At 65.3% G+C, this 20,433-nt stretch carries 16 protein-coding genes; 8 read left to right on the forward strand and 8 right to left on the reverse strand.

Features of this window, described 5'->3' with window-relative positions; all coding sequences use genetic code 11:
- Window positions 1-38 precede the first annotated feature (38 nt).
- From L1F31_RS17930 to L1F31_RS17955, 6 genes are all read left to right on the forward strand, one after another.
- Window positions 39-629: an alternate-type signal peptide domain-containing protein gene (locus L1F31_RS17930; protein ID WP_265418577.1), complete on the forward strand. Its 591-nt coding sequence runs from the start codon at window positions 39-41 to the stop codon at window positions 627-629.
- 88 nt (window positions 630-717) lie between these two features.
- Window positions 718-1,362: a SipW-dependent-type signal peptide-containing protein gene (locus tag L1F31_RS17935; RefSeq protein ID WP_265418578.1), complete on the forward strand. Its 645-nt coding sequence runs from the start codon at window positions 718-720 to the stop codon at window positions 1,360-1,362.
- Between the two features lie 38 nt (window positions 1,363-1,400).
- Complete coding sequence (locus L1F31_RS17940; RefSeq protein ID WP_265418579.1) at window positions 1,401-2,246, forward strand: hypothetical protein; 846 nt, start codon at window positions 1,401-1,403, stop codon at window positions 2,244-2,246.
- Complete coding sequence (locus L1F31_RS17945) at window positions 2,243-3,130, forward strand: hypothetical protein (RefSeq protein ID WP_265418580.1); 888 nt, start codon at window positions 2,243-2,245, stop codon at window positions 3,128-3,130. Before L1F31_RS17940 ends, L1F31_RS17945 begins: the two co-directional genes overlap by 4 nt.
- A 148-nt stretch (window positions 3,131-3,278) precedes the next feature.
- Window positions 3,279-3,854: a GNAT family N-acetyltransferase gene (locus L1F31_RS17950; RefSeq protein ID WP_265418581.1), complete on the forward strand. Its 576-nt coding sequence runs from the start codon at window positions 3,279-3,281 to the stop codon at window positions 3,852-3,854.
- Between the two features lie 133 nt (window positions 3,855-3,987).
- Complete coding sequence (locus tag L1F31_RS17955) at window positions 3,988-5,418, forward strand: amino acid permease (RefSeq protein ID WP_265418582.1); 1,431 nt, start codon at window positions 3,988-3,990, stop codon at window positions 5,416-5,418.
- Window positions 5,419-5,470: 52 nt separating this feature from the next.
- Here L1F31_RS17955 and L1F31_RS17960 read toward each other — a convergent pair whose 3' ends face one another.
- The 8 genes from L1F31_RS17960 to L1F31_RS17995 all read right to left on the reverse strand — a co-directional run bounded on the left by L1F31_RS17960 (window position 5,471) and on the right by L1F31_RS17995 (window position 16,234).
- A complete protein-coding gene (locus tag L1F31_RS17960) occupies window positions 5,471-6,697 on the reverse strand; it encodes an MFS transporter (protein WP_265418583.1) in 1,227 nt (408 codons plus the stop codon).
- 36 nt (window positions 6,698-6,733) lie between these two features.
- On the reverse strand, window positions 6,734-8,182 hold the full coding sequence (locus tag L1F31_RS17965) for an amidase (protein WP_265418584.1): 1,449 nt from the start codon (window positions 8,180-8,182) through the stop codon (window positions 6,734-6,736).
- A complete protein-coding gene (locus L1F31_RS17970) occupies window positions 8,179-8,889 on the reverse strand; it encodes an SRPBCC family protein (RefSeq protein WP_265418585.1) in 711 nt (236 codons plus the stop codon). The genes L1F31_RS17965 and L1F31_RS17970 overlap by 4 nt, the downstream gene beginning before the upstream one ends.
- Before the next feature lie 24 nt (window positions 8,890-8,913).
- Entirely contained in the window at window positions 8,914-11,304 is a 2,391-nt protein-coding gene (gene cutA / locus L1F31_RS17975) for an aerobic carbon-monoxide dehydrogenase large subunit (protein WP_265418586.1), read from the reverse strand.
- On the reverse strand, window positions 11,301-11,810 hold the full coding sequence (locus L1F31_RS17980; protein WP_265418587.1) for a (2Fe-2S)-binding protein: 510 nt from the start codon (window positions 11,808-11,810) through the stop codon (window positions 11,301-11,303). The genes cutA and L1F31_RS17980 overlap by 4 nt, the downstream gene beginning before the upstream one ends.
- A complete protein-coding gene (locus L1F31_RS17985; protein ID WP_265418588.1) occupies window positions 11,807-12,778 on the reverse strand; it encodes an FAD binding domain-containing protein in 972 nt (323 codons plus the stop codon). Before L1F31_RS17985 ends, L1F31_RS17980 begins: the two co-directional genes overlap by 4 nt.
- 4 nt (window positions 12,779-12,782) lie before the next feature.
- On the reverse strand, window positions 12,783-14,258 hold the full coding sequence (locus L1F31_RS17990; RefSeq protein ID WP_265418589.1) for a uracil-xanthine permease family protein: 1,476 nt from the start codon (window positions 14,256-14,258) through the stop codon (window positions 12,783-12,785).
- A gap of 206 nt (window positions 14,259-14,464) precedes the next feature.
- Window positions 14,465-16,234: a PucR family transcriptional regulator gene (locus L1F31_RS17995; protein ID WP_265418590.1), complete on the reverse strand. Its 1,770-nt coding sequence runs from the start codon at window positions 16,232-16,234 to the stop codon at window positions 14,465-14,467.
- Between the two features lie 35 nt (window positions 16,235-16,269).
- On the opposite strand from L1F31_RS17995, the gene L1F31_RS18000 reads away from it, so the two are divergent.
- Window positions 16,270-17,475 (forward strand): oxamate carbamoyltransferase subunit AllH family protein, encoded by a 1,206-nt coding sequence (locus L1F31_RS18000; RefSeq protein ID WP_265418591.1) that lies wholly within the window; start codon window positions 16,270-16,272, stop codon window positions 17,473-17,475.
- Window positions 17,460-20,423 carry a bifunctional FdrA/YlbE family protein gene (locus tag L1F31_RS18005; protein ID WP_265418592.1) on the forward strand — a complete coding sequence of 988 codons (2,964 nt, stop codon included), beginning with the start codon at window positions 17,460-17,462 and terminating at the stop codon, window positions 20,421-20,423. The genes L1F31_RS18000 and L1F31_RS18005 overlap by 16 nt, the downstream gene beginning before the upstream one ends.
- Window positions 20,424-20,433 lie beyond the last annotated feature (10 nt).

Consider the following 20,433-nt stretch of genomic DNA (forward strand, 5'->3'; position numbering starts at 1 on the left):
CGTCGACAACCACCCCTCCCGTACACACAGGATCACACGTGAAGAAATCAACGAAGGCACTCATTGCTGGCGGCATCGGCGTCGCTCTCCTCGTCGGCGGAGCCAGCACCGTATCGTTCTGGACCGACGAAGCTGAAGGCGGCGACGGGGTCATTTCCGCTGGAACTCTGGACCTCGGCACGCCCGCCGGAGGCGGCTGGGAGATCAGCCACGAAGGCGACGGATCCGGCACCGCAACCGATCCGGTGGCGTTCAACCCCGGTTCTGACCAGATCGTCCCCGGCGACATTCTCACCTACACGCAGTCGATTCCCGTCACCCTCGAGGGCGAGAACATCAAGGCTGAATTCGACGGCACTATCGACGTGACTCCCTCTACTGACGCACCCGCCGACACTGCCCTGTCCGGTGCCATCGAGTCCGAAGATCTTGCAGCGACTGGACTGACCGGAGCAACCGGGGACCTCACACTCGACGGCGAGACTCTCGCCGGTGAAGGTGAAGGCACCGTCGAGGTGACGACCACTATCACCTTCCCGTGGGGCACCGAGGGTCAGTACAACGATGCCAAGCTCGGTGCGCTCAACTTCGCTGTGGACTACACCCTCACTCAGGTCCCCGGTAACTGATCCGTATCAGCTTCAGGGTGGGTTCGGCTGTTTCGGACCCACCCTTCGACTCTTCCTCAATCCCCGTCTCTACCTGAGGAGTACGCACATGTCTTTCCGTCGCGCAGTGTTCGCTGCCGCAGCCGCCGCTGCGGCCGGCGCACTGCTCATCGGCGGCGGAGCGACGTATGCGGCGTGGTCTGCTTCAACAGAGTCGGAGACCACAAAAGTCAGAGCGGGGACACTTGAGGCCGAAATCGCTCAGTCCGGGCCCACCAGTGTCTCGACCGGGTCGAACCCGAACATCGTCGTGCCTGCAGGAAGCAAAGGGATCATTCCCGGAGTCCAGGCTCAGCGGTGGACGTACACGGTTTCGAACTCGACTGAGTCCGCCACTGCGGCAGTGGGAACCCTAGACATTGCGGGAACCCCGTCGAGCGCCGATGACTACGCAGCCGTGCGAACCTATCTGCGGGCTTCCGCCACCGTCAACGGCACGAAGAAGGACATTCCCAGCTCCGCCTTTACCACTAGCGGGTTCACCCACAAGGTGGATCTGGGCAAGACTCTCAAGCCCGGTGGCACCGCGACCGTCACTCTCGATCTGTCAATGCCGGCAACTGCGACGAATTCGGCAGGGAAGAAGGTCGACGTCGCAGTCGAGCTTCTCAACCGGCGCAGCGCCAGTCTGGACGTCCAGTCCATTTTCACGATGAGAAACTCGCTACAACTCAAGCAGGCGGGCAAGCCTTGACGAGCCGCTTTCCGAAACCGACGCACCGCAGAGCGTGGATGATCACTGCAATCCTGGCTGCGTTGCTCCTGCTTGTTCCGGTTAGCGTCACGACGGCCTACCTCACCGACCGTGCAACGGCTGACCAGACCACGGGCGGAGTCGGCCGCTGGTGCTCGGTTCCCAATCCTGCTGAAAATCCCAACGTCTACCGGCTGAAGGACTTTCCTACTTATTCTTCAAACGGTTCCTCGATGATCATCGTCCCCGTTGTCCGTAATGGTGAGTTTGGATCAGGCGGAGGAGACGGACGCCTCGGAGTTAGGACTTGGGCCTGCGACTCCACTCGTCTGACCAATAACTCCACACTCAAGGTCACATCCTGGCGCAACTCTTCGGGATCCGGTTCGATCAATTGGAGAACACAAGCTTCGACTCTGGCAGCCAGCCGCCTGGATCCGGCCAGTGGCCTCGGAGCCAGGCTGTCTTTCCTGCACCGAGAAGGATCCACCTCACTTGCCGGAGCAGAACTCACTACAAATGATCGCCAGCTCTATTCGTGGATTGTGAGCTCCAACCGAACCAAGACGAACAGGGACGCTTTCCCTAGTTGTGCAACAAGTCTTTGTTGGATCAACATCGAGGCATACCCAACATTTTCGAACGCCTTCACAGGAGACACTTCCGGGAGTCGGACCCTCGACAACTCAGTCCAATATCTCGCCTCGAGTTACTGGATCAATGGCGGCGACTTCGACAAGTCCGCAGCTCATCCCGTCAATCTCGCTCCTTACGCTAACAACATCGATAGCTTCGACGGGCGCCAGGTGCAGTGGGTTGTCATGGAATGGTGGGGCTCGACCACGCCAAGCAACGACATGGTCGTCGAGGTATTTGTGCGATGACTCGTGGTCTTGTTCAGTCAACAGCAGTCGCGATGTTCGTCCTGCTACTCTCCACGGTCGGCGGAATGCTCGCCCCCGCCTCAGCGAGCGCCGATGGTCAGATCGTCGTCACCCGTCCCGACGGGAGCGCACCCGGCAAGCTCTTCACCGACCTCACCTTTGTGCCCGGCGACACGAAGTCGGAGAGACTCATCGTCTCGCAGACGACCGATGAGGACGTCATGACCGGTGTCCGCTTCGAATCCGCCTCACCGCACGGTCCGCTCTATGATTCCGCCGAGGTCATGATCATCGGATTCGGCGACACCGTCTCCGCATCTCTCGGCGAAGCTCTTGATACCGAATCCCCATTCTGGCTCGGCACGCTCTCCCCAAGCGACAAGGAGTCAATCACGATCTCCGTCCGTCTCCCCGAATCGGCGGGGAACGACACCAAGCGAGATCAAGCGCGATTCCGAGTCATCGTCACTGCTCAGGGAGACGATGTCGGACCCACGCCTCCGCCGACCGATCCGCCGAAGGACTCCGACGCGAATTTCGACGACAGTGCATCGAGCGATGCAGGTGCCTCTTCCTCAGATGAGAATGATGGTTCGTCCGCAGACGGAGGCAACGAAGCTGTTGCCGCCTCAGACTCGAAATCGAACGGTGATGCGAGCACGGGAGCCTCCGGCAGCTCGGATTCAGATGCCGCTTCGGACGCTGGAGGCAAAGATTTCGACGAATCAGATACAACAGCAGATGCGGGATCAGATGCCGACGGGGCGCTTCCGCGGACGGGGCTCGGGTCGCTGCCTGTGCTGTTCGCCGGTGCCGGTCTGCTGCTCTTCGGCAGCATCGTGATCTCCATTGTTCAGAGGCGCAAAGGCCGAGCTGCGAGCTGACTCAGGCTCCAAGTTCCCTCCACTCACCTCACGCGGATGCCGATCAGGCTGGAGGCCGCCCGCTCGCATGCGTTAGTCACGCATTCGCCAGAGCCCCGTTCCCAGCGTTGCTCGTCATCCCCACAGATTCGCCTGGCAGAGTAGGCACATGGAACCACTCGAACTTCCGCTGACCACCGACCGGCTGCGTCTGCGCACCTATGTCGAATCCGATGCCGAGGCGCACCTTCCGATCTACTCCCGTGAGGACGTCTCTCGGTTCCTCCTCCAAGACCCCTGGACCGCAGAGATGGCCGAGACCGAGATCGCCAAACGCCTCCCCCGCACGGGGCTCGAGACCGAATCCCGCGCCCTGGCCCTGGTCATCGAGACCGCCGACGGCCTCGATTCGCTCGAGGGCTCACGCGTCATCGGCGATATCGCGCTGTGGCTCGAAGACGGCAGTGATGAGAAAGCGGAGATCGGCTGGATCCTCGATCCGGCCGCCAGCGGCCACGGCTTCGCCACCGAAGCGGCCATCGCCGTCCTCAACGTCGCCTTCGATCACTACGGCCTCCACCGGGTATTCGCACAGATGGACTCGCGGAACACAGCCTCGGCGAAGTTGGCTCGCAGGATCGGCATGCGGGAGGAGGCGCACCTGCGCAAGGACTGGTGGTCGAAGGGCGAGTGGACCGACACCCTCATCTTCGGAATGCTCGCCAGTGACAGGCAGACGGCTTGAGTGACCTCTGACTCTTTGCTCCGGGGTCCGTCTACTACCTCCTTGTCCATATGAGATCCTGAGATGGCCGTGGGGCCGAGACAGAACGCGGATTCGAAGGGTGGCCCCGGGCAGTCGAGAGTCAAGGACACCCATGGTTTCAGCCGACGAGCACGGGGAGAACGCAGGCCTGAAAAGGGGCCTGACCGCTCGCCATATCCGTTTCATGGCCCTCGGCTCGGCCATCGGCACCGGCCTCTTCATGGGCTCGTCGGAGTCGATCCAATCGGCCGGACCTGCCGTACTGCTGGCCTACATCATCGGCGGCGCCGCCGTCTTCATGGTCATGCGCGCCCTCGGCGAACTCGTCGTCCGCCACCCCGTCTCCGGCTCCTTCGGCCAATACGCCTCCCACTATCTCCACCCGTTCGCAGGGTTCCTCGTCGGTTGGACCTTCGCCTTCGAAATGGTCCTCGTCGCCGTCTTCGACGCCACCGCGATCGGCGTGTACATGGGCTTCTGGTTCCCCGAGGTGCCTCGGTGGATCTGGGTGCTCGCCGTGGTGTTCTTCATTGCGGCGATCAACATGATCGGAGTGAAGGTCTTCGGTGAGCTTGAGTTCTGGTTCGCGCTCATCAAGATCGTCACGATCATCGCCCTCATCGCCTCAGGCATCGCGATCATCATCTTCGGCTTCGGCATCGCCGACCACGACCATATGGGACCGCAGTCCCTGTTCGACCACGGCGGCTTCTTCCCCAATGGGATCTGGGGTCTGCTCACTTCGTTCACCATTGTCATGTTCGCCTTCGGCGGCGTCGAAATCATCGGCGTCACCGCTGGAGAGGCGCAGAACCCTAAGAAGGTGATCCCGGCAGCCATCAATTCGGTGCCGGTGCGCATCCTGCTGTTCTACGTGCTCACCCTCGGCGTCATCATGTGCATCCTGCCGTGGAACCAGATCACCTCCGACGTCAGTCCCTTCGTCGCGATCTTCGACTCCGTCGGTTTCAGTGCAGCCGCTGCCGTCCTCCAAGTCGTCCTCATCACTGCGGCGCTGTCTGCGATGAACGCCGATATCTACGGCGCCGGCCGGATGCTCCATGGGCTGGCTGAACAGGGGCAGGCCCCACGGTCCTTCGCCCGCACCTCCCGCAATGGCGTGCCCGTGATGACAGTCATCACCATGGTCGTCGCCCTGCTCGTCGGAGTGCTTCTCAATTACCTCTACCCCGACCAGGCTCTGTTCCTGCTCGGGGCACTGGCCACCTTCGCCACGCTGCTGGTCTGGCTGGTCATCCTCGCCGCCCACCTTCGGATGAAACGCGTGATCACCCGGGAGAACCGTCTGCCCAGCGAATTCCCCGTGCCTTTATGGCCCCTCGGTTCCTGGCTCACCGTGGCATTCATTCTCTTCGTGCTGGTCATGGTCGGCATCGTCCCCGACTCGCGCCCGGCGCTGTGGGTCGGCCTGCTGTGGGCTCTCGCCCTGTGGCTGTGCTACCTCGCGTTCGTCCGCGGGGACGGTCGCCGACCCCACGAACTCAGTGACCGCACCGAGCCCATGGGGTCCGGAACGAACTGATCACCCGACTCGCGTCCGTCAGTCGCCGATCAACTCGAGTACATCAATATGCTTACCCGTCGCCCCCGCGACGCTGACTACTCCATCTCCCGAGCCCGAGCAGACTCAGACAGGACACCAGGACTGTCCCAACGGCGAAAGTGATCGTCGAGGTGACGAGCCCTGTCACGAGTGCGAGCGCACCGACGCCGATGATCGGCGCCGACATGGCCAGGTAGGCGAGGATGAAGTACGAAGTCGTCACTGCCGTTCTGTTCCGCACCTCCGTGACGGCCGTGATGGCGCGCATGCCCGTCGTGAAGAGGAAGCCCTGCCCGGCCCCACCGAGGATCGCCGAGGCGACGAGCAACAGGGTCGAATCCGCCAGGAGTGCGAACGACAGGGACGCCATGCATGCGACCTGAATGATCCCTCCACACAGGACGAGAGCCCGATCGGCCAGCCCCTGGAACAGCAGCTGACACACGGCCGATGCCCCGAAGAGCGCGAAGACGACCGCACCGATGACGGCCGAAGAGGCGATGCCCAAGGTCTGCTGCATGAAGCTCGGAGCCACGGCCGAATACAGACCGGCGATCGCGAAACTCGCGACGGCACCCGGCACCGCACGGAGAAAGACCGCACGTGACTCGGACGGGATGGCGGGAAGCTGCAGGCGCAGGGAACGGGAACGCGAGAGCGCACTCTCCCTGACCCCCACCAGCGCTGCTCCTGCGAGCAGAAGGAGGACGGCGTGGATGAGGAACGGCATGAACAGAGGGCGAGGGAACGCCTCGGCGACCGTTCCCGACATGAGGTTGCCCAATCCTAGGCCGCCGATGTTCGCGGCTGTGGCCAGAGACGTTGCGAGTCCGCGTCTGCCGGGCGGAGCATTCTCGAGCACTGCGACAGTCCCGGTGGCCGTGAAGATGCCGGCTGCGATCCCGGACAGCACCCGTCCGGTGTAGAGCAGACCGAGATGATCACCGACCATGAACAGCGCCGCCGAGGCGAGGGAGACGAGGACGCCTGCGGCCAGCAGCGGTTTCCGGCCCCAGGCCTCCGAGAGCCTGCCGAAGAAGACGAGCGCGGCGATGACGGCTCCCGCGTAGATCGAGAAGAGCAGAGTGGTCTGTGTGCTGCCGAACCCGAACTCGACCTGATAGCGCGGGTAGAGCGGCGTCGGCAAAGTGGTGCCGATCATGACGACCGCGAACACATAGGTCGTCGCGGCCAGCGTCCAGCCTGTGCCCGACCGTTCGCCGGCGGCAACACGGTCAGTGGTCGTGCTTCGCTTCATCTCTGTCGCCCCTCGCGGACCGTTCGCTTCCTCTTCTCAGCCGCCGATGCTGACTTCCCGGCTTGAGATTCCCGCCCCCCACAGGTCCGGACGACGCCGGGCATATCCGGTGGCGGCCTCGAAGCCACGGGCGACGCGGAGCACTGTGGCATCACCACCGACCGGGCCGATGATCTGCAGTCCGATCGGCAGGCCAGTGGAGCCGAAGCCAGCGGGCACGCTCAGTGCCGGACAGCCTGTGGCGGAGATGAGAGTCGTCGAGTCGACCCATGCCATATAGTCATCGATCGGTCGAGAGTTGATCCGAGTGGGGTAGTCGTCCTCCGCAGAGAACGGGAGGACCTGCGAGGTCACCGTGATGAGGACGTCGTGGGTGGAGAAGTAGTCGTTCATCGCCGCCCACAGCTTCGTGCGTGCCCGGTCGAAGTCGAAGAGATCGGGGGCGGTGAGTGCAAGACCGGCATCAACATCGGCCTGCAGGGAGGCTTTCAGCCGCCCCGGATGGGTGGCATCAACCTCCCGCAGGTTCGCCGCGAACTCATAGGCCCTGGCCGTGCGGAACACACCGCGAGCCGCACGGAGATCCGGCACGGCCTCACTCAGCCGGGCGCCGAGGTCGGCGAACACCGAGGCAGCGCCGGCGACCACGTCCCGGACTTCCGCCTCGAGTTCGAGCTGACCACCGAGGTCGGGGGAGAACCCTGCGGTGATTCCGCTGAGATCGGTCGCCTCCTCGCGCCAAGGCCCGCAACGCGGCGAGGCGGGCCCAGGGCCAGTCCCGCTGCACAGCTCCATGAGCCAGGCGACGTCGTCGACGGTGCGCGCCATGAAGCCCGGCTGACTCAGCCACTGCCAGGGATCTTCGGGGAAGGTCCGGGGAATCCACCCGTGCGAGGGCCGGAGCCCGACGATGTTGTTGAACGAGGCGGGCAGGCGCAGTGAGCCGCCGGTGTCGGAACCGTCCCCGGCAGCCTGGACTCCGCAGGCGATGGCCGCGGCCGCGCCTCCCGAGGATCCGGCGGCCGACCGGGTGATGTCGAAGGGATTTCGTGTTGTCCCGAAGACTCGGTTGGCCGTGTGCGCCCCGGCCGCGAATTCGGGCACATTCGACTTGCCTGTGGAGATCACACCTACCGACTGCAGTCGCGCGATGACGGTGCTGGTCCGCTGCGGCACATGATCGGCGAAGAGCTCGCTGCCGTAGGTCGTGCGCATGCCCGTGGTGTCATGCGTATCCTTGTGGGTCATGGGCACTCCGCAGAGTGGCGGCAGGCCCTCTTCGCCGGCCGCACGTCGTCGGTCCGCCTCACGGGCCGCGGCGAGCGCGCGTTCGGGCTCGAGGGTGACGATCGCATTCGTCGCCGGGTTGATCTCGGCGATACGGTCGAGGTGCGCGGTCACGAGTTCGACGCTGCTGAGCTCACGACTGTCAAGGACGGCCGCTTGCTCGGTCAGCGACAGCCAGGTCGGGGAATCCGTCGTCAACGACGACCGGCCAGGAGACCGAAGCAGACGCCGAGCAACGCTGCGCTTGCCCCGACGGCAGCGCCGACGACGAAGCCATCGCCGCACGGTCGGTGGCTGCCGGTCGCCCGGGCGGCGGGAACCGGAGCATCTCCTGACACGGACGAAGCCGCGGGCGCACCCACGACAGTGCCATTCGACTCGGCAGGAGCGGCGGCAGCGGGGAGCACGCCCGCGCCCACCTCGGAGCTGGTCGAGGAACCTGCGGGCGCACCTTTCTCCGGCACACCGTCGCGGATGGCCGCGTCGATGTCGGCGAAGAACTTCTTCGCGATGCGTTTGGCGACCCCGCCGAGCATCCGCTGTCCGACTCCACCGATCGGCCCGCCGAGCACGGCATCGGCTTCCCAGGTGATGTCGCTGCCGCCCTCGGCTGCGGGTGCCAGTGCCACCGAGATGTCCGCACCGATGGTGCCGGGGCCGCCCGCACCCTTGGCGCTGAGCACGAACGACGTGTCCTCGACCTCCTCGGAGAAGGCGACGGTGCCCTTGTACGTGCCCTTGATGGCGGCGACGCCCATGGTGAGGACGACGTCGAAGCTGCCCTCACCGGTCCGGGTGAAGCTCTCGACTCCCGGAATGGTCGCGGCGAGGATCGACTCGTCGTGGAATGCGGCATAAGCAGTCGCGGGATCGGCGATCATCGTGGCTGTGGAGGAGATGAGCATGGTTTGGATGTCCTTCGGTCGGATTCAGCGGGAGCGGTTGAGCTCGCCCGCGGCATGGTTCGTTCTCATATGCCACAGGGTCGAGGGGTCCAACGGCATCGAGCGGATGGGGATCCCTTCGGCGTCCTCGATGGCCGAGGCGATCGCAGTGGCGGCGGGGATCGTGCCGGCTTCGCCGGCCCCCTTGATGCCGAGCGGATTGAGCGGGCTCGGAGTCTCGAGGTGGTCGGTCTCGACGTGAGGGACCTCGGACGCGAAGGGCATGAGAAAGTCCATGAAGGAGGCGTTGAGCAGCTGTCCGTCGGCGTCATAGGCCATCTTCTCGTACAGCGCCCCGCCGACTCCTTGGGCCACACCTCCGTGGACCTGCCCCTCGACGACGAGCGGGTTGACCATCGGTCCGCAGTCGTGGACGACGCAGTAGCGCAGGATTCTGATGTCCGCGGTCTCCGGATCGGTTTCGACGATCGCGGCATGCATGCCGTTGGCCACGGTTGAGCGCAGCGGCGAGAAGAACTCCTGCTCCTCGAGCCCCGGCTGCTCTCCCGGCCCGATCGAGGGCTCGTCCTCGGCGGAGTCCTTGGCGAACTGGGTGGCCGCCCGTGCACTCTCGTCGAAGGCGTAGCGCAGCGGGTTCGACAGCACCGACACCGCCGCCAGCGGCATCGACGCGCTGGGATCGCCCTTGACCTGGATCATGCCCTCGTCGATCTCGAGGTCCTCGGGATCGGCCTCGAGGGACTCACCGGCGATCCGCAGAGCCTTCTGCCGCACCTTCTTCGCGGTGAGGTGGAGTGCGTTGCCAGCCATGACCGCTCCGCGCGACCCCCATGTGCCCACCGAATAGGGCAGCTTGCGCGTATCGCCGGTCTTGACATGGACTGTCTCGAGCGGGACTCCCAGCTCATCGGCGACGATCTGGGCGAAGACCGTCGCATGGGCCTGCCCGTGGGTCGTCAGGCCGGTCCAGACGTTCACCCGTCCGGAGGACTCGACCTCGATGTGTCCGCCTTCGTAGGGCCCGGCACCGGTGCTCTCGATGTAGCAGGCGAGACCGATGCCCACCCGGCGGCCCTCGGTGCGGGCCTGCTCACGGTAGGTCTCGAACTCATCCCAGCCGACGATCGATTTGAGTTTGTCCATCGAGGTGACGAAGTCTCCCGAGTCGATGCAGCCCTCGGCTCCGTCCTGCATCCGCAGGCCCATGGGATGCGGGAAGTCGCGGACGAAGTTGCGCAAACGCACCTCGGTGCGGTCGAGGCCGAGCTCGGCGGCGATCGCGTCCATCGTCCTCTCCATCATGAACACCGCATGGGCGCGACCGGCACCACGATACGGGGTGACCATGACGGTGTTCGTGTACAGCGACCAGTACTCGACGCGGAACGCCGGGATCACGTACGGGCCCATGATGTGGGTGGAGGTGTTGAGCGGGACGATCACGCCATAGGGCAGGTAGGCCCCGTTGTCATGCCAGAACTTCACGTCGAGTCCGAGAATCCGTCCCTCGTCGTCGAAGCCGACCTTGACCCACTGGGTCTGCGCTCTCTCATGGGCGGAGGAGATGAAGTGCTCGCGACGATCCTCGGTCCATTTGACAGTGGTCTCGAGCGCACGCGCGGCGCAGGCCACGGCGAGCTCCTCCGGCCAGGGGTGGTTGATCTTCACACCGAAGGCTCCGCCAACGTCGGGGGTGATGACCTCGACCCGGGTCAGCGGGATCTCGAGCTTGGCTGCGAGCACGGCCCGCAGCCCTGTGCTCGTCTGTGTCGAGGAGTGGACCTCCAGGCTCTCCTCGCCGGGGTCCCACCGTGCCACGACGCCCTTGCCCTCCATCGGCATGCAGGCGCTGCGCTCGAATTCGAGGTCGAGTTCGAGGACATGGGGCGCGCCCTCGAGGCCCGCATCGACATCGCCCACATCCTGCACGATGTGAGCGGCGACGTTGTCCTTCATCCCCTCATGGACGATTCGCGTTCCCTCGCGGGACGCTTCCACTCCGACGACGGCCTCGCGGAAGCTGTACTCGACCTCGATACGGTTCGCAGCGTCCTCCGCGATGTAGCGGTTCTCGGCGATGACCATGACGATGGGCTCGCCGACGAAGTTCACATGATCCCTGGCCAGGGCGTACCCAGTGTGCGGGGCGACGATCGAGGGATGCGGAATGAGCATCGGCAGCCGTTCTGCAGCCTGTCCGGGCAGGTCCTCGTGCGTCCACACCGCGATGACGCCGGCGACGTCGAGGGCGCCGGTCACGTCGATGTCGAGGATGTCGGCATGGGCGTGGGGGCTGCGCACGAATGCGGCGGCGATCGCCGTTCCCGAGACGTCGTCGACATACCGGCCGTGGCCGGTGAGCAGGCGCGGGTCTTCGCGGCGAGTGATCTTCTGGCCGAAGAGGCGAGTGGTCATTGCGAGGCCCCCTCTGCGCGCAGTTCGGCGGCTCGACACACTGCGGAGACGATGTTCTGGTAGCCGGTGCAGCGGCAGAGGTTGCCGGACACGGCCTCGCGCGCCTCCTCCTCGGTGGGGTTCGGATTCTCGTCGATGTAGGCGTCGATGGTCGTGACAAAGCCCGGGGTGCAGAACCCGCACTGGAGACCGTGGCAGTCGATGAAGGCTTGTTGGACGTCGGACGGGTTCTCGGGATCGTCGCCGATGCCCTCGACCGTTGTTATCTCATGTCCCTGAGCCGTGACGGCGAACATCAGGCAGGAGCGCACGGGCTCACCGTCGAGCTGGACCGTGCAGGCCCCGCAGACTCCGTGTTCGCAGCCCACATGGGTGCCCGTCAGCTCCAGATCCTGCCGGAGCACGTCCGAGAGCAGCTTCCGGTCGGGAACCTCGAGCTCGTGGAGGGTGCCGTTGACTGCGAGTCGGATGTTCGATGTCGGTTCTGTGCCGATGTCTTCGGTCATGCTCGCCTACTCTCAGTGTCGTCACCGGTCGCCCCGACCAGGCTGTCCTCGCCGCGACCGCTTGCGCCGCGTGCATCTCCGCGACCGCTTGAGCCGTCGCTGCGGCACAGACGCCGGAACAAGCGGGAGGCGATCACTCCGGCAAGGTGTCTCCGGTAGTCCGCCGAGGCGTGGATGTCCCCGCCCGGGTCGATGAAGTCACGCACCGCCTCGGCGACCGTTGCAGCGACCGTGGAGGCATCGCCGAGCTCGGCACCTGATACGGCTTCGCCGAGGTCGAGGATGTCGGGAACGTCGGTGACGGAGACGAATCCGCAGCGCAGCCCCGTCACAGTCTCGCCGTCGACGTCGAGGATCATCCCCACTCCCGCAAGCGCGTAGTCCCCGCTGCGCCGGGCGAGTTCGTCAAAGCCTGTGCGCGAACCCGCGGGCAGCGCTGGGAAGATCGCACGGGTGATGAGCTCATCGGATTCCAGCGAGGTCTCCAACGGCCCGATGTTGAGTTCCTCGGCGTCCAATGTCCTCTCACCGCGTCGGCTGCGCGCCTCGATGCGACCACCGGTGAGCGCGAGGACCATCGGCATCTCGCCGTTGGGGTCGGCATGGGCGATCGATCCGACGGTCGTGCCCCGATTGCGCACCGCGGGGTGCGCAACGAAGCGCAGAGCCTCGCCGAGGAGGGGGTTGGCCCTGGTGACGTCCGCGCTGCGTTCGACCCGTCGATGTGTGACGCTCGCACCCACGCAGATCTCCTCCGAACCGTCGGCGCCCGAGACCTCGAGATCGTCGATTCCGGCCACAGAGGTGATGTCGATGAGATCGCTGGGAGCGGCCAGGCGCATGTTGAGGACGGGAACGAGGCTCTGGCCTCCGGCGAGGATCTTTCCGGTGTCACCTCGGGCGGCAAGGAGGTCGAGAGTCTCGTCGACTGTCGTCGGTCGATGGATTCGCAGGGGTGATGGCTTCATCGTCTCATTCACTCGATTCCTGACCGCGTCGGCCGCGGTCGCTTTCCGCATCATCGACAACACGTCCTTGGTGCCCTTCCCGCCCGACAGAGAGACCAGCCCCACCGGCACCGCCGTCGGAGTCGGAAAGCATGTCAGCAGGTGCCAACCGGCGGGCAACATGGTACATGACCAGCATCGATATCGTTCCCAAGGCAATTCCCGAGAGGACGAAATCCTCGCTGAAGTTCAGGCTCACATCGCCGATCGCAATGATCAGACCCGCCGAGACTGGCACGATGTTGAGCGGGTTAGCGAAATTCACGCGGTTCTCGATCCAGATCTTCGCGCCCAGCATGCCGATCATGCCGTAGAGGACGACGGTGATGCCGCCGAGGACACCCCCGGGCACCGCTGAGATGAGGGCGCCGAACTTCGGCGAGAGGCCGAACAGGATCGCCACCAGAGCGGCAACCCAGTAGGCAGCTGTCGAATAGACCCGAGTCGCTGCCATGACTCCGATGTTTTCCGCATAAGTCGTCGTCGGAGAACCGCCCACGGAAGTGGCGACGACGGTGGCGACGCCATCGCCGATGACGGCACGCCCCATATACTTGTCAAGGGGGGCTCCCGTCATCTCTTCCACGGCTTTGACGTGACCAGCATTCTCGGCGACGAGGGCGATGATGCCAGGAAGCATGACGACGATAGCCGCGGCGTTGAAAACAGGCAGATGGACACCGACGACTCCGGCCGCGGTGTCGGTCATGGGCGGAAATCCGATCCAGGGCGCCGCAGCGACACCAGAGAAGTCGACACGGAAGTGGGTCGTCACCTCACCGGCGGTAGCACTGAAAGAGGTGATCTGGCCGAACACCTGGTCGAAGATCCAGGACAGCACATAGCCGAGCACAAGACCGAGGAAGACAGCGATGCGACCGAGGAAGCCACGCACCCATACTGATACGAAGACGATGAAGACCATGACGATGACGGCGATCCACTGGTCCTGAGGCCAATAGGTGTTCGCAACCACCGGTGCGAGATTGAAGCCGATCAGCATGACGACGCCACCGGTAACGACGGGCGGAAGGACTTTCATCAGAGCCGCAGAGCCGATGTAGTGGATGAACGTACCGACGAGCGCAAGGATGACGCCCGAAACCATGATCGCACCGGTGACCTCTGCGGGAGTGCCTCCCTGAGCGGTGACAGCTGTGACGCCTCCGACGAAGGCGGCCGAGGTACCGACATAGCTGGGCACCTTGCCCTTGACGATGAGCAGGAAGATGATTGTGCCGACTCCGGACATCATGACTGCCAGCTGCGGGTTGAGCCCCATGATGATCGGGAATACGAAGGTCGCTCCGAACATCGCAACGACGTGCTGGATGCCGAGCCCTACGGTCCTGCCCCACGACAGGCGCTCGTCCGGTGCAACAGCCCGCCCAGGCGCTATGGTCTTTCCATCGCCGTGGAGCTTCCAGGAAAACATCGACATGTGCTTCTCCTCGTCCATTTGCATCAGGTCGAACGATCCTGACTCAAGGCGGCACGGCCACTTGAACCGACGATCGGACGTCTTTGGATGATCCGGGTTAGGTTCAGACTCTATTTCGCCGATGAGGCCCGTATCACGTCATTATCTGCCAAATAGTCACTCTCTCCTTCGGCACTCTTCGCCAACACCTTAGGTTGAGCTCGTCCTCAGGGCAGCTTGACGATCTGCAGAGCGAGAGCAAGTGAGAGCCGCAGATCGGGATCCTCGGTGAAGGGCCCGACCATCTGCTCGAGTTTGCCGATTCGGTAGCGCAGAGTGTTGTAGTGGAAGAACAGGGCTCGCGCGGTCTCGGCGACGTTGAGATGATGGTCAAGTAGCGCCTGCAGGGTCTCACGCAGGCCTGCGTACTCCTCCTTGGCATCCGTCGCCAATGGTCCGAGGACCTCTTCGGCGAACTTGCGCAGCTCGGTCTGCTCCCCGACCTGGAGCAGCAGCCGGTAGACGCCGAGAGAGTCATAGTGACGCAGACCCTGACCGCGGTCGAGCTGCCGACCGACCTCGAGCGCGCGCATCGCCTCCTGATAGGCCGGCGCCAGACGCGAGACGCCCTCGGCAGGGCGTGAGATACCGACAGAGAACTGTCGCCTGCCCCCTCCCCCGTGTCCCCTCACCGAGGAGACGAACTCCTCCAAACGACGAACGATCCGCTCTCGCGGCTCTGCCGCCAGGAGCACGATCACCTGATCGCCCGAGCCGACGACCGCCGCACGGGGATCGAACTGGGAGACGACCTTCGTCCAGGCGTTGGCGAACAGCGCCTGCATCGTCCGCTTATTGCTCGCATCCGTGGAGTCGGATTCGGAATCGACTTCGGCGACAGCGATGCTGATGGGCCGGTCGAGGTCCCAACCAAGCGAATACGCGTGGGAAAGAACCCGGCCAGTCGAGGCGATGTGACCACGCAGAACCTCGAGGACGAAATCGGTGCGGTATTTGCTCTCGACAGCAGTGATGGCCTGTTCACGGGTGATGACGAGTGCTGCCGCAGCCGCCGCCTGTTCCAGCAGACGGAAGTCACCTGCCCGCAGCGTACGGGTGCCGAAGGCGACGATCCGGCCGAGGTTCTGAGCGGGCAGAGTCTCGGCCGCCGGTCTCCTGCCTCCCTCGATGACAACGTTTCCCCAATTCAGTACCGCGCTCATGGTGCCGTCGCCTTCTCGGTGCTCAGGACCTCGGGGATTCGCGTGGCGGCTGATGCCAGCAGGTTCGTCCTCGACACGGAAGCGGCCCGAACGATCGAAGCACTCGAGACCGGAGACCTCGGCAGACGTGGCCTCCGCATCGGCCGTGCGCAGACATCTCACACGGCCGTCAAGCGTCGTCACCGCTGCAGCCACACCCGTCCACTGAGCGAGCATGCGGCACACGTCTGCGAGGTCCCCGCCACCGACCACTACATCGACGAGCTCGCGCATGGACGCCTCAGTGCGGGCAATGACCTGAGCCCGCCGGTCGAGATTGCCGGTGAGCACCTCCTGCATGATCTCGTCGAAACCGACGTCCTCGCCGAGGTGGATGAGCGGCAGGCCGAGAGCATCCGCGGCCTTCACGGCAGCCTCGGGGATCTGCTCCAGATAGCGCCCGGATTTGAGACCGATCGCCGCCAACCCATGCTGATCGAAGGTTTCGAGCAGCCCCTCAAGATCCTCGGGACGATCACGGATCGGATACGCGGTTGTGAGCATCAGCTCCCCGGGCTTGACCCAGGGCAGGATGTCCGGGACCTCCATGACGTTCGAAAGCTCGACGACTCTGTCGAGACCAGCGGCACCGCCGATGAGTCGGGCCCCACGCATGCTCGGCAGTCTGAGCACATCCGCCACGGTGAGGGATTCGGCGGAGAAACCGTGTCCTTCTCCCGCCTCGAATGTCAATTCCTGCTGACCGCATCCCGAATCCTTGGCATCATTTGACATGCATTGACGATAACAGGGCGGGATACTCTGTCGAAATGAGGTCTCGGTCCGTGGTTCTTCCCGCCACCGCTTCCCTCCTGCCGGTCCCCCGGATCGAGGCGGCGCGGGTCGGCGGCGCTGACCATTCCCCGATCGACCGCACCTCCGCCGACGTCTACCCGGCCCTCGCCGGGGTCAGTGCTGCTCCTGCCGGGAATGGCGCTGCCCGCGCCGAGGTGGTCCATGTGTTCAGCGCGGGATTCTACCTCGCAGTCGACGACCCCTATGACCCCCGAGGTCCCGGCAGACGCCTGTTGCCCATCTTGGGGCCTGCCGCCCTCCAGCTGCCCTTCGGACTCAGAGTTCCGCAGCTCGGTCGTGAGCACCTCGCGACGCTGCGGCCGGGGACCCCTGCACGGGTGATCCCCGCCGCCTCAGCGCTGCGACGCGGTTCTCATCCGCCGATCGTCGAAGACCATGCCCCCTCACCTCGGAGGATCGAATTATCTGACTTCGCGCTCGACATCGTCCGGACTCACCGGCCGCTGCGTGTGAAGGCGCGGTCGTGGAAGGGCCTCGACCCGGCAACGCTGGCTGCCCTGGCCGGCCATCTGCGTCCCGGGCTGTCGAATCTGGGCTCCCGTGCCGGAGACCTCGCCTCCGCCCTCCTCGACGAGGACGTCGCCGACTCCGAGGCTGGGGTGCGAGCTCTCATCGGCGCCGGGCCCGGCAGCACCCCCAGCGGTGACGACGCTCTGTCCGGCATCGCCCTCGCGCTCCGATCCACAGGCAGGAACCCTCCGCTCGATCTGCTTTCGCGCACAGTCGAACCCATCGACCTCGCCCACGCGACTCCTGCACTGTCGGCCGCGCTCATCCGTGCGGCCGTAGCCGGTCACTGCGTACCCGAGGTCGCGGCGGCGATCGAGGCCGCCCACAGGCTGCTGACGGCGCACAGGACGGAACCGCCGCCTCGGTCGGCCGCCTCCGAAACCTCGGCTGCGGGCTTCCTCGCCGTGCTCTCTCCGCTCGACCGGATCGGCCACAGTTCCGGCCACGACCTGTTCACGGGATTCCACGCCGTCCTCACAGCTCTGACCTGTAGCCGCCCTTCGCGCCCGAAGTCGAGCCCCTTGTTGCCACCACCCCGACCTCCGTCCGCGGCGATGATCCGCATCCGCGTCAGCGACGGCCCGCGAGAGTCGGCCTGCATTCCGACCCAGCACTCTTCGAAAGGTACTCATCCATGCCACGTTCACTGACCGTCCGCCGCGGCGTCTACGTCGACTCGGTCGCACTCATGCAGGTCTCGACCGAGGTCAAGACCACTCCCGGGGTCGACGACGCCCTCATTGGGATGGCCTCGGAGCTCAACCTCGGCCTTATCCGTGGAGCCGGTTTCGACATCGCTGAAGAGGTCACCCCGAACGATCTCATCATTGCTATCCGCGCCCAGTCGGAGGCGGCCCTGTCAGAAGGCAGCAATGCCGTTGACGTCGCCTTCGACAGGCTCACCGCCGCCGCCCGCGAGTCCACTGGCCCAGGCGGCTCCGTGCAGCCGGCCCTCACCGTCGAATCCGCGCTCGCCGGGTCCGACGCCGGGCTCACTCTCGTCTCGGTGCCCGGCGAGAGCGCCGGAGTCGAGACCCTCGCGGCCCTCGATTCCGGGTCCTCGGTGCTCCTCTTCAGCGACAATGTCGACGTCTCGACCGAGGTCGAACTCAAGTCTCGTGCCGCCGAGAACGGGCTCATCGTCATGGGCCCAGACTGCGGTACTGCGATCATCTCCGGGGTCGGGCTGGGATTCGCCAATCAAGTGCGGCGCGGTAGCTTCGGCATCATTGCGGCCTCGGGCACGGGCGCTCAGCAAGTCTCGGTGCTCCTCGATGCTGCCGGGGCCGGGGTCAGCCATCTCATCGGCACGGGCGGGCGCGATCTCTCGCGCGACGTCGGCGGCCTCAGCGCACGACAGGCCCTGCAGGCGCTCGCCGTCGACGCCGAGACCGAGCACATCATCGTGGTCTCGAAGCCCGCCGATGCCGAGGTGGTCGCTGAGATCGAAGACCGCGCTGCCGAACTCGGTGTACGGGTGAGCTGGGCGATCCTCGGTCCCGATTCCCCGAGTCTCTCAGCCGGGGTCGAGTCCGCCCTCAGCGCGGCCGGATTCACTGTGCCAGAATGGCCAAGCTGGGGAATCTCCGAATCCGTCGAGGTGCAGACCGGTTCGCTCATCGGCCTGTTCTGCGGTGGGACCATGGCCGATGAGGCGATGCTCATCGCGCGGTCCGCGCTCGGCCCGATCTCTTCGAACATCCCCCTCGCCGGTGCTGAGCTGGTGAGCGGAATGACCATCAGCGCCGATACGCACACCGTGCTCGACTTCGGTGCCGACGAGATGACCCGGGGCCGCGCCCACCCGATGATCGACCCCTCGCTGCGTCTGCAGGCGATCAGGAACCTCGGCCCCCGAGCCGGTGTGCTGCTGCTCGACCTCGTGCTCGGCCACGGCGCCCACGCGGATCCCGCCGATGAGCTGGCCGCAGCGATCACCGATGCCAAGTCGACGGCTGCCGAAGAAGGCCGGGTCCTGCCCGTCATCGTCAGCCTCATCGGCACGAGCGCCGATCCGCAGGACTTCTCTGCCGCCGTCCGCGCGCTCGTCGCCGCCGACGCCGAGGTATTCCTCTCGAACGCCGAGGCGAGCTGCCGTGCACTCGCCCACCTCGGCTGCGAGGCACAGATGAGCACGGTCATCGAATCCTCAGTGCCACCGGAGCGCATCCCCGCCGCACTGTCATCGCACTCAACCGGCGCCCAGAGCCTCTCGGGCCTGCTCGAAACCGCGCCCTCCGTGGTCTCCGTGGGCCTGAGCCTCTTCGCCGAGGAGCTGCGTGCCCAGGCGGTGCCTGTGACGGAGGTTCAGTGGAAGCCCGCCCTCGGCGATCCCGCCGCGCTCTATCAGGTGATGGCGGACCCCCGTCGCCGGGAGGCGAACGCACAAGCGCTCGAGCGCATGCTTTCTGCCGGAGCCGAGGTCGTGGGACTGCGACCGGCTCGCGAATGCCTCGGACTGCGCGAGGACGAGTTCCTCCACTCGGGCCCTCCGCTCGAGTGGGACCGAGCCTCTGGCCCGATGCGTGGGGCTCTGGCCGGCGCCGTCGTTTTCGAAGGACTCGCCGAGACTCTGGAGGCAGCGGAGGCCGGTCTCGCCGATGGCCGTTTCTCTTTCGCCCCCTGCCATTCCCGTGACGCGGTCGGACCGATGGCCGGCGTGGTCAGCCCCTCGATGTGGATGTTCGAGCTCGTCGACCCGGTCCACGGCAATCGCGCCTACTGCTCTCTCAACGAGGGCCTCGGCAAGGTGCTGCGCTACGGAGCGAACAACGAGGAGGTGCTCACTCGCCTGAACTGGATGCGCGACGTGCTCGGCCCCGTGCTCGCCGCGGCCGTGGCCGCCACCGGGCCGCTGGACACGAAGAACTACGTCACGCAGATGCTCCAGTCCGGGGACGAGGGGCACAACCGCAATCGGACGGCGACCCTGCTCTTCCTCCGTGACATCATGCCGAAGCTCTTCACCCTCGACTTCCCCGCTGACGACCTCGCCGAGGTCGCGCGCTTCCTCGGGGCCAACGACTACTTCGCGCTCAACCTCGTCATGCCCACGTGCAAGCTCGCCATGGCGGCGGCGAAGGGGGTGCCCGGCTCGACTCTCGTCGTCACCATGGCCCGCAACGGCACGGACTTCGGCATTCAGCTCGCCGGCACCGGTGAGCAGTGGTATTCGGGCCCGGCGCAGATCGCCGACGGTCTCTATCTCGGCTCCTACGGCGTCGAGGACGCCAATCCCGACATCGGCGACTCCGCGATCACGGAGACCGCGGGCATCGGCGGCCTCGCGATGGCCGCAGCTCCCGCGGTCGTGCGTCTCGTCGGTGGGGACGTCTCCTTCGCGGTCGACACCACCCGCCGGATGTATGAGATCACCCTCGGCGAGCATCCCCAGCACCAGATCCCCGTCCTCGAGTTCCGCGGGGTGCCGAGCGGAATCGACCTCGCGAAGGTGCTCCGTACCCACGTCCTACCGCAGATCAACACCGGGATGGCCGGAAAGGTCGCCGGGGTGGGCCAGGTGGGCGCGGGACTCGTCACGCCACCGGCCGATTGCTTCACCTCGGCGGTCGAGGGCCTGAGCGCACAGCGGCGCTGATGCCCTGCGC

Origin of the sequence: Brevibacterium spongiae (assembly GCF_026168515.1) — a bacterium.
In the GTDB taxonomy this organism is placed as follows: domain Bacteria; phylum Actinomycetota; class Actinomycetes; order Actinomycetales; family Brevibacteriaceae; genus Brevibacterium; species Brevibacterium spongiae.

Excerpts from the sequence above, each read along its gene's own strand:
- L1F31_RS17950 (WP_265418581.1), top strand. The coding sequence starts at position 3,279 with ATGGAACCACTCGAACTTCCGCTGACCACCGACCGGCTGCGTCTGCGC.
- L1F31_RS17955 (WP_265418582.1), top strand. The coding sequence starts at position 3,988 with ATGGTTTCAGCCGACGAGCACGGGGAGAACGCAGGCCTGAAAAGGGGC.
- L1F31_RS17935 (WP_265418578.1), top strand. The coding sequence starts at position 718 with ATGTCTTTCCGTCGCGCAGTGTTCGCTGCCGCAGCCGCCGCTGCGGCC.
- L1F31_RS17980 (WP_265418587.1), bottom strand. The coding sequence starts at position 11,810 with ATGACCGAAGACATCGGCACAGAACCGACATCGAACATCCGACTCGCA.
- L1F31_RS17940 (WP_265418579.1), top strand. The coding sequence starts at position 1,401 with ATGATCACTGCAATCCTGGCTGCGTTGCTCCTGCTTGTTCCGGTTAGC.
- cutA (WP_265418586.1), bottom strand. The coding sequence starts at position 11,304 with ATGACCACTCGCCTCTTCGGCCAGAAGATCACTCGCCGCGAAGACCCG.
- L1F31_RS17985 (WP_265418588.1), bottom strand. The coding sequence starts at position 12,778 with ATGAAGCCATCACCCCTGCGAATCCATCGACCGACGACAGTCGACGAG.
- L1F31_RS17995 (WP_265418590.1), bottom strand. The coding sequence starts at position 16,234 with ATGTCAAATGATGCCAAGGATTCGGGATGCGGTCAGCAGGAATTGACA.
- L1F31_RS18000 (WP_265418591.1), top strand. The coding sequence starts at position 16,270 with ATGAGGTCTCGGTCCGTGGTTCTTCCCGCCACCGCTTCCCTCCTGCCG.
- L1F31_RS17970 (WP_265418585.1), bottom strand. The coding sequence starts at position 8,889 with ATGCTCATCTCCTCCACAGCCACGATGATCGCCGATCCCGCGACTGCT.
- L1F31_RS18005 (WP_265418592.1), top strand. The coding sequence starts at position 17,460 with ATGCCACGTTCACTGACCGTCCGCCGCGGCGTCTACGTCGACTCGGTC.
- L1F31_RS17945 (WP_265418580.1), top strand. The coding sequence starts at position 2,243 with ATGACTCGTGGTCTTGTTCAGTCAACAGCAGTCGCGATGTTCGTCCTG.
- L1F31_RS17960 (WP_265418583.1), bottom strand. The coding sequence starts at position 6,697 with ATGAAGCGAAGCACGACCACTGACCGTGTTGCCGCCGGCGAACGGTCG.
- L1F31_RS17990 (WP_265418589.1), bottom strand. The coding sequence starts at position 14,258 with ATGTCGATGTTTTCCTGGAAGCTCCACGGCGATGGAAAGACCATAGCG.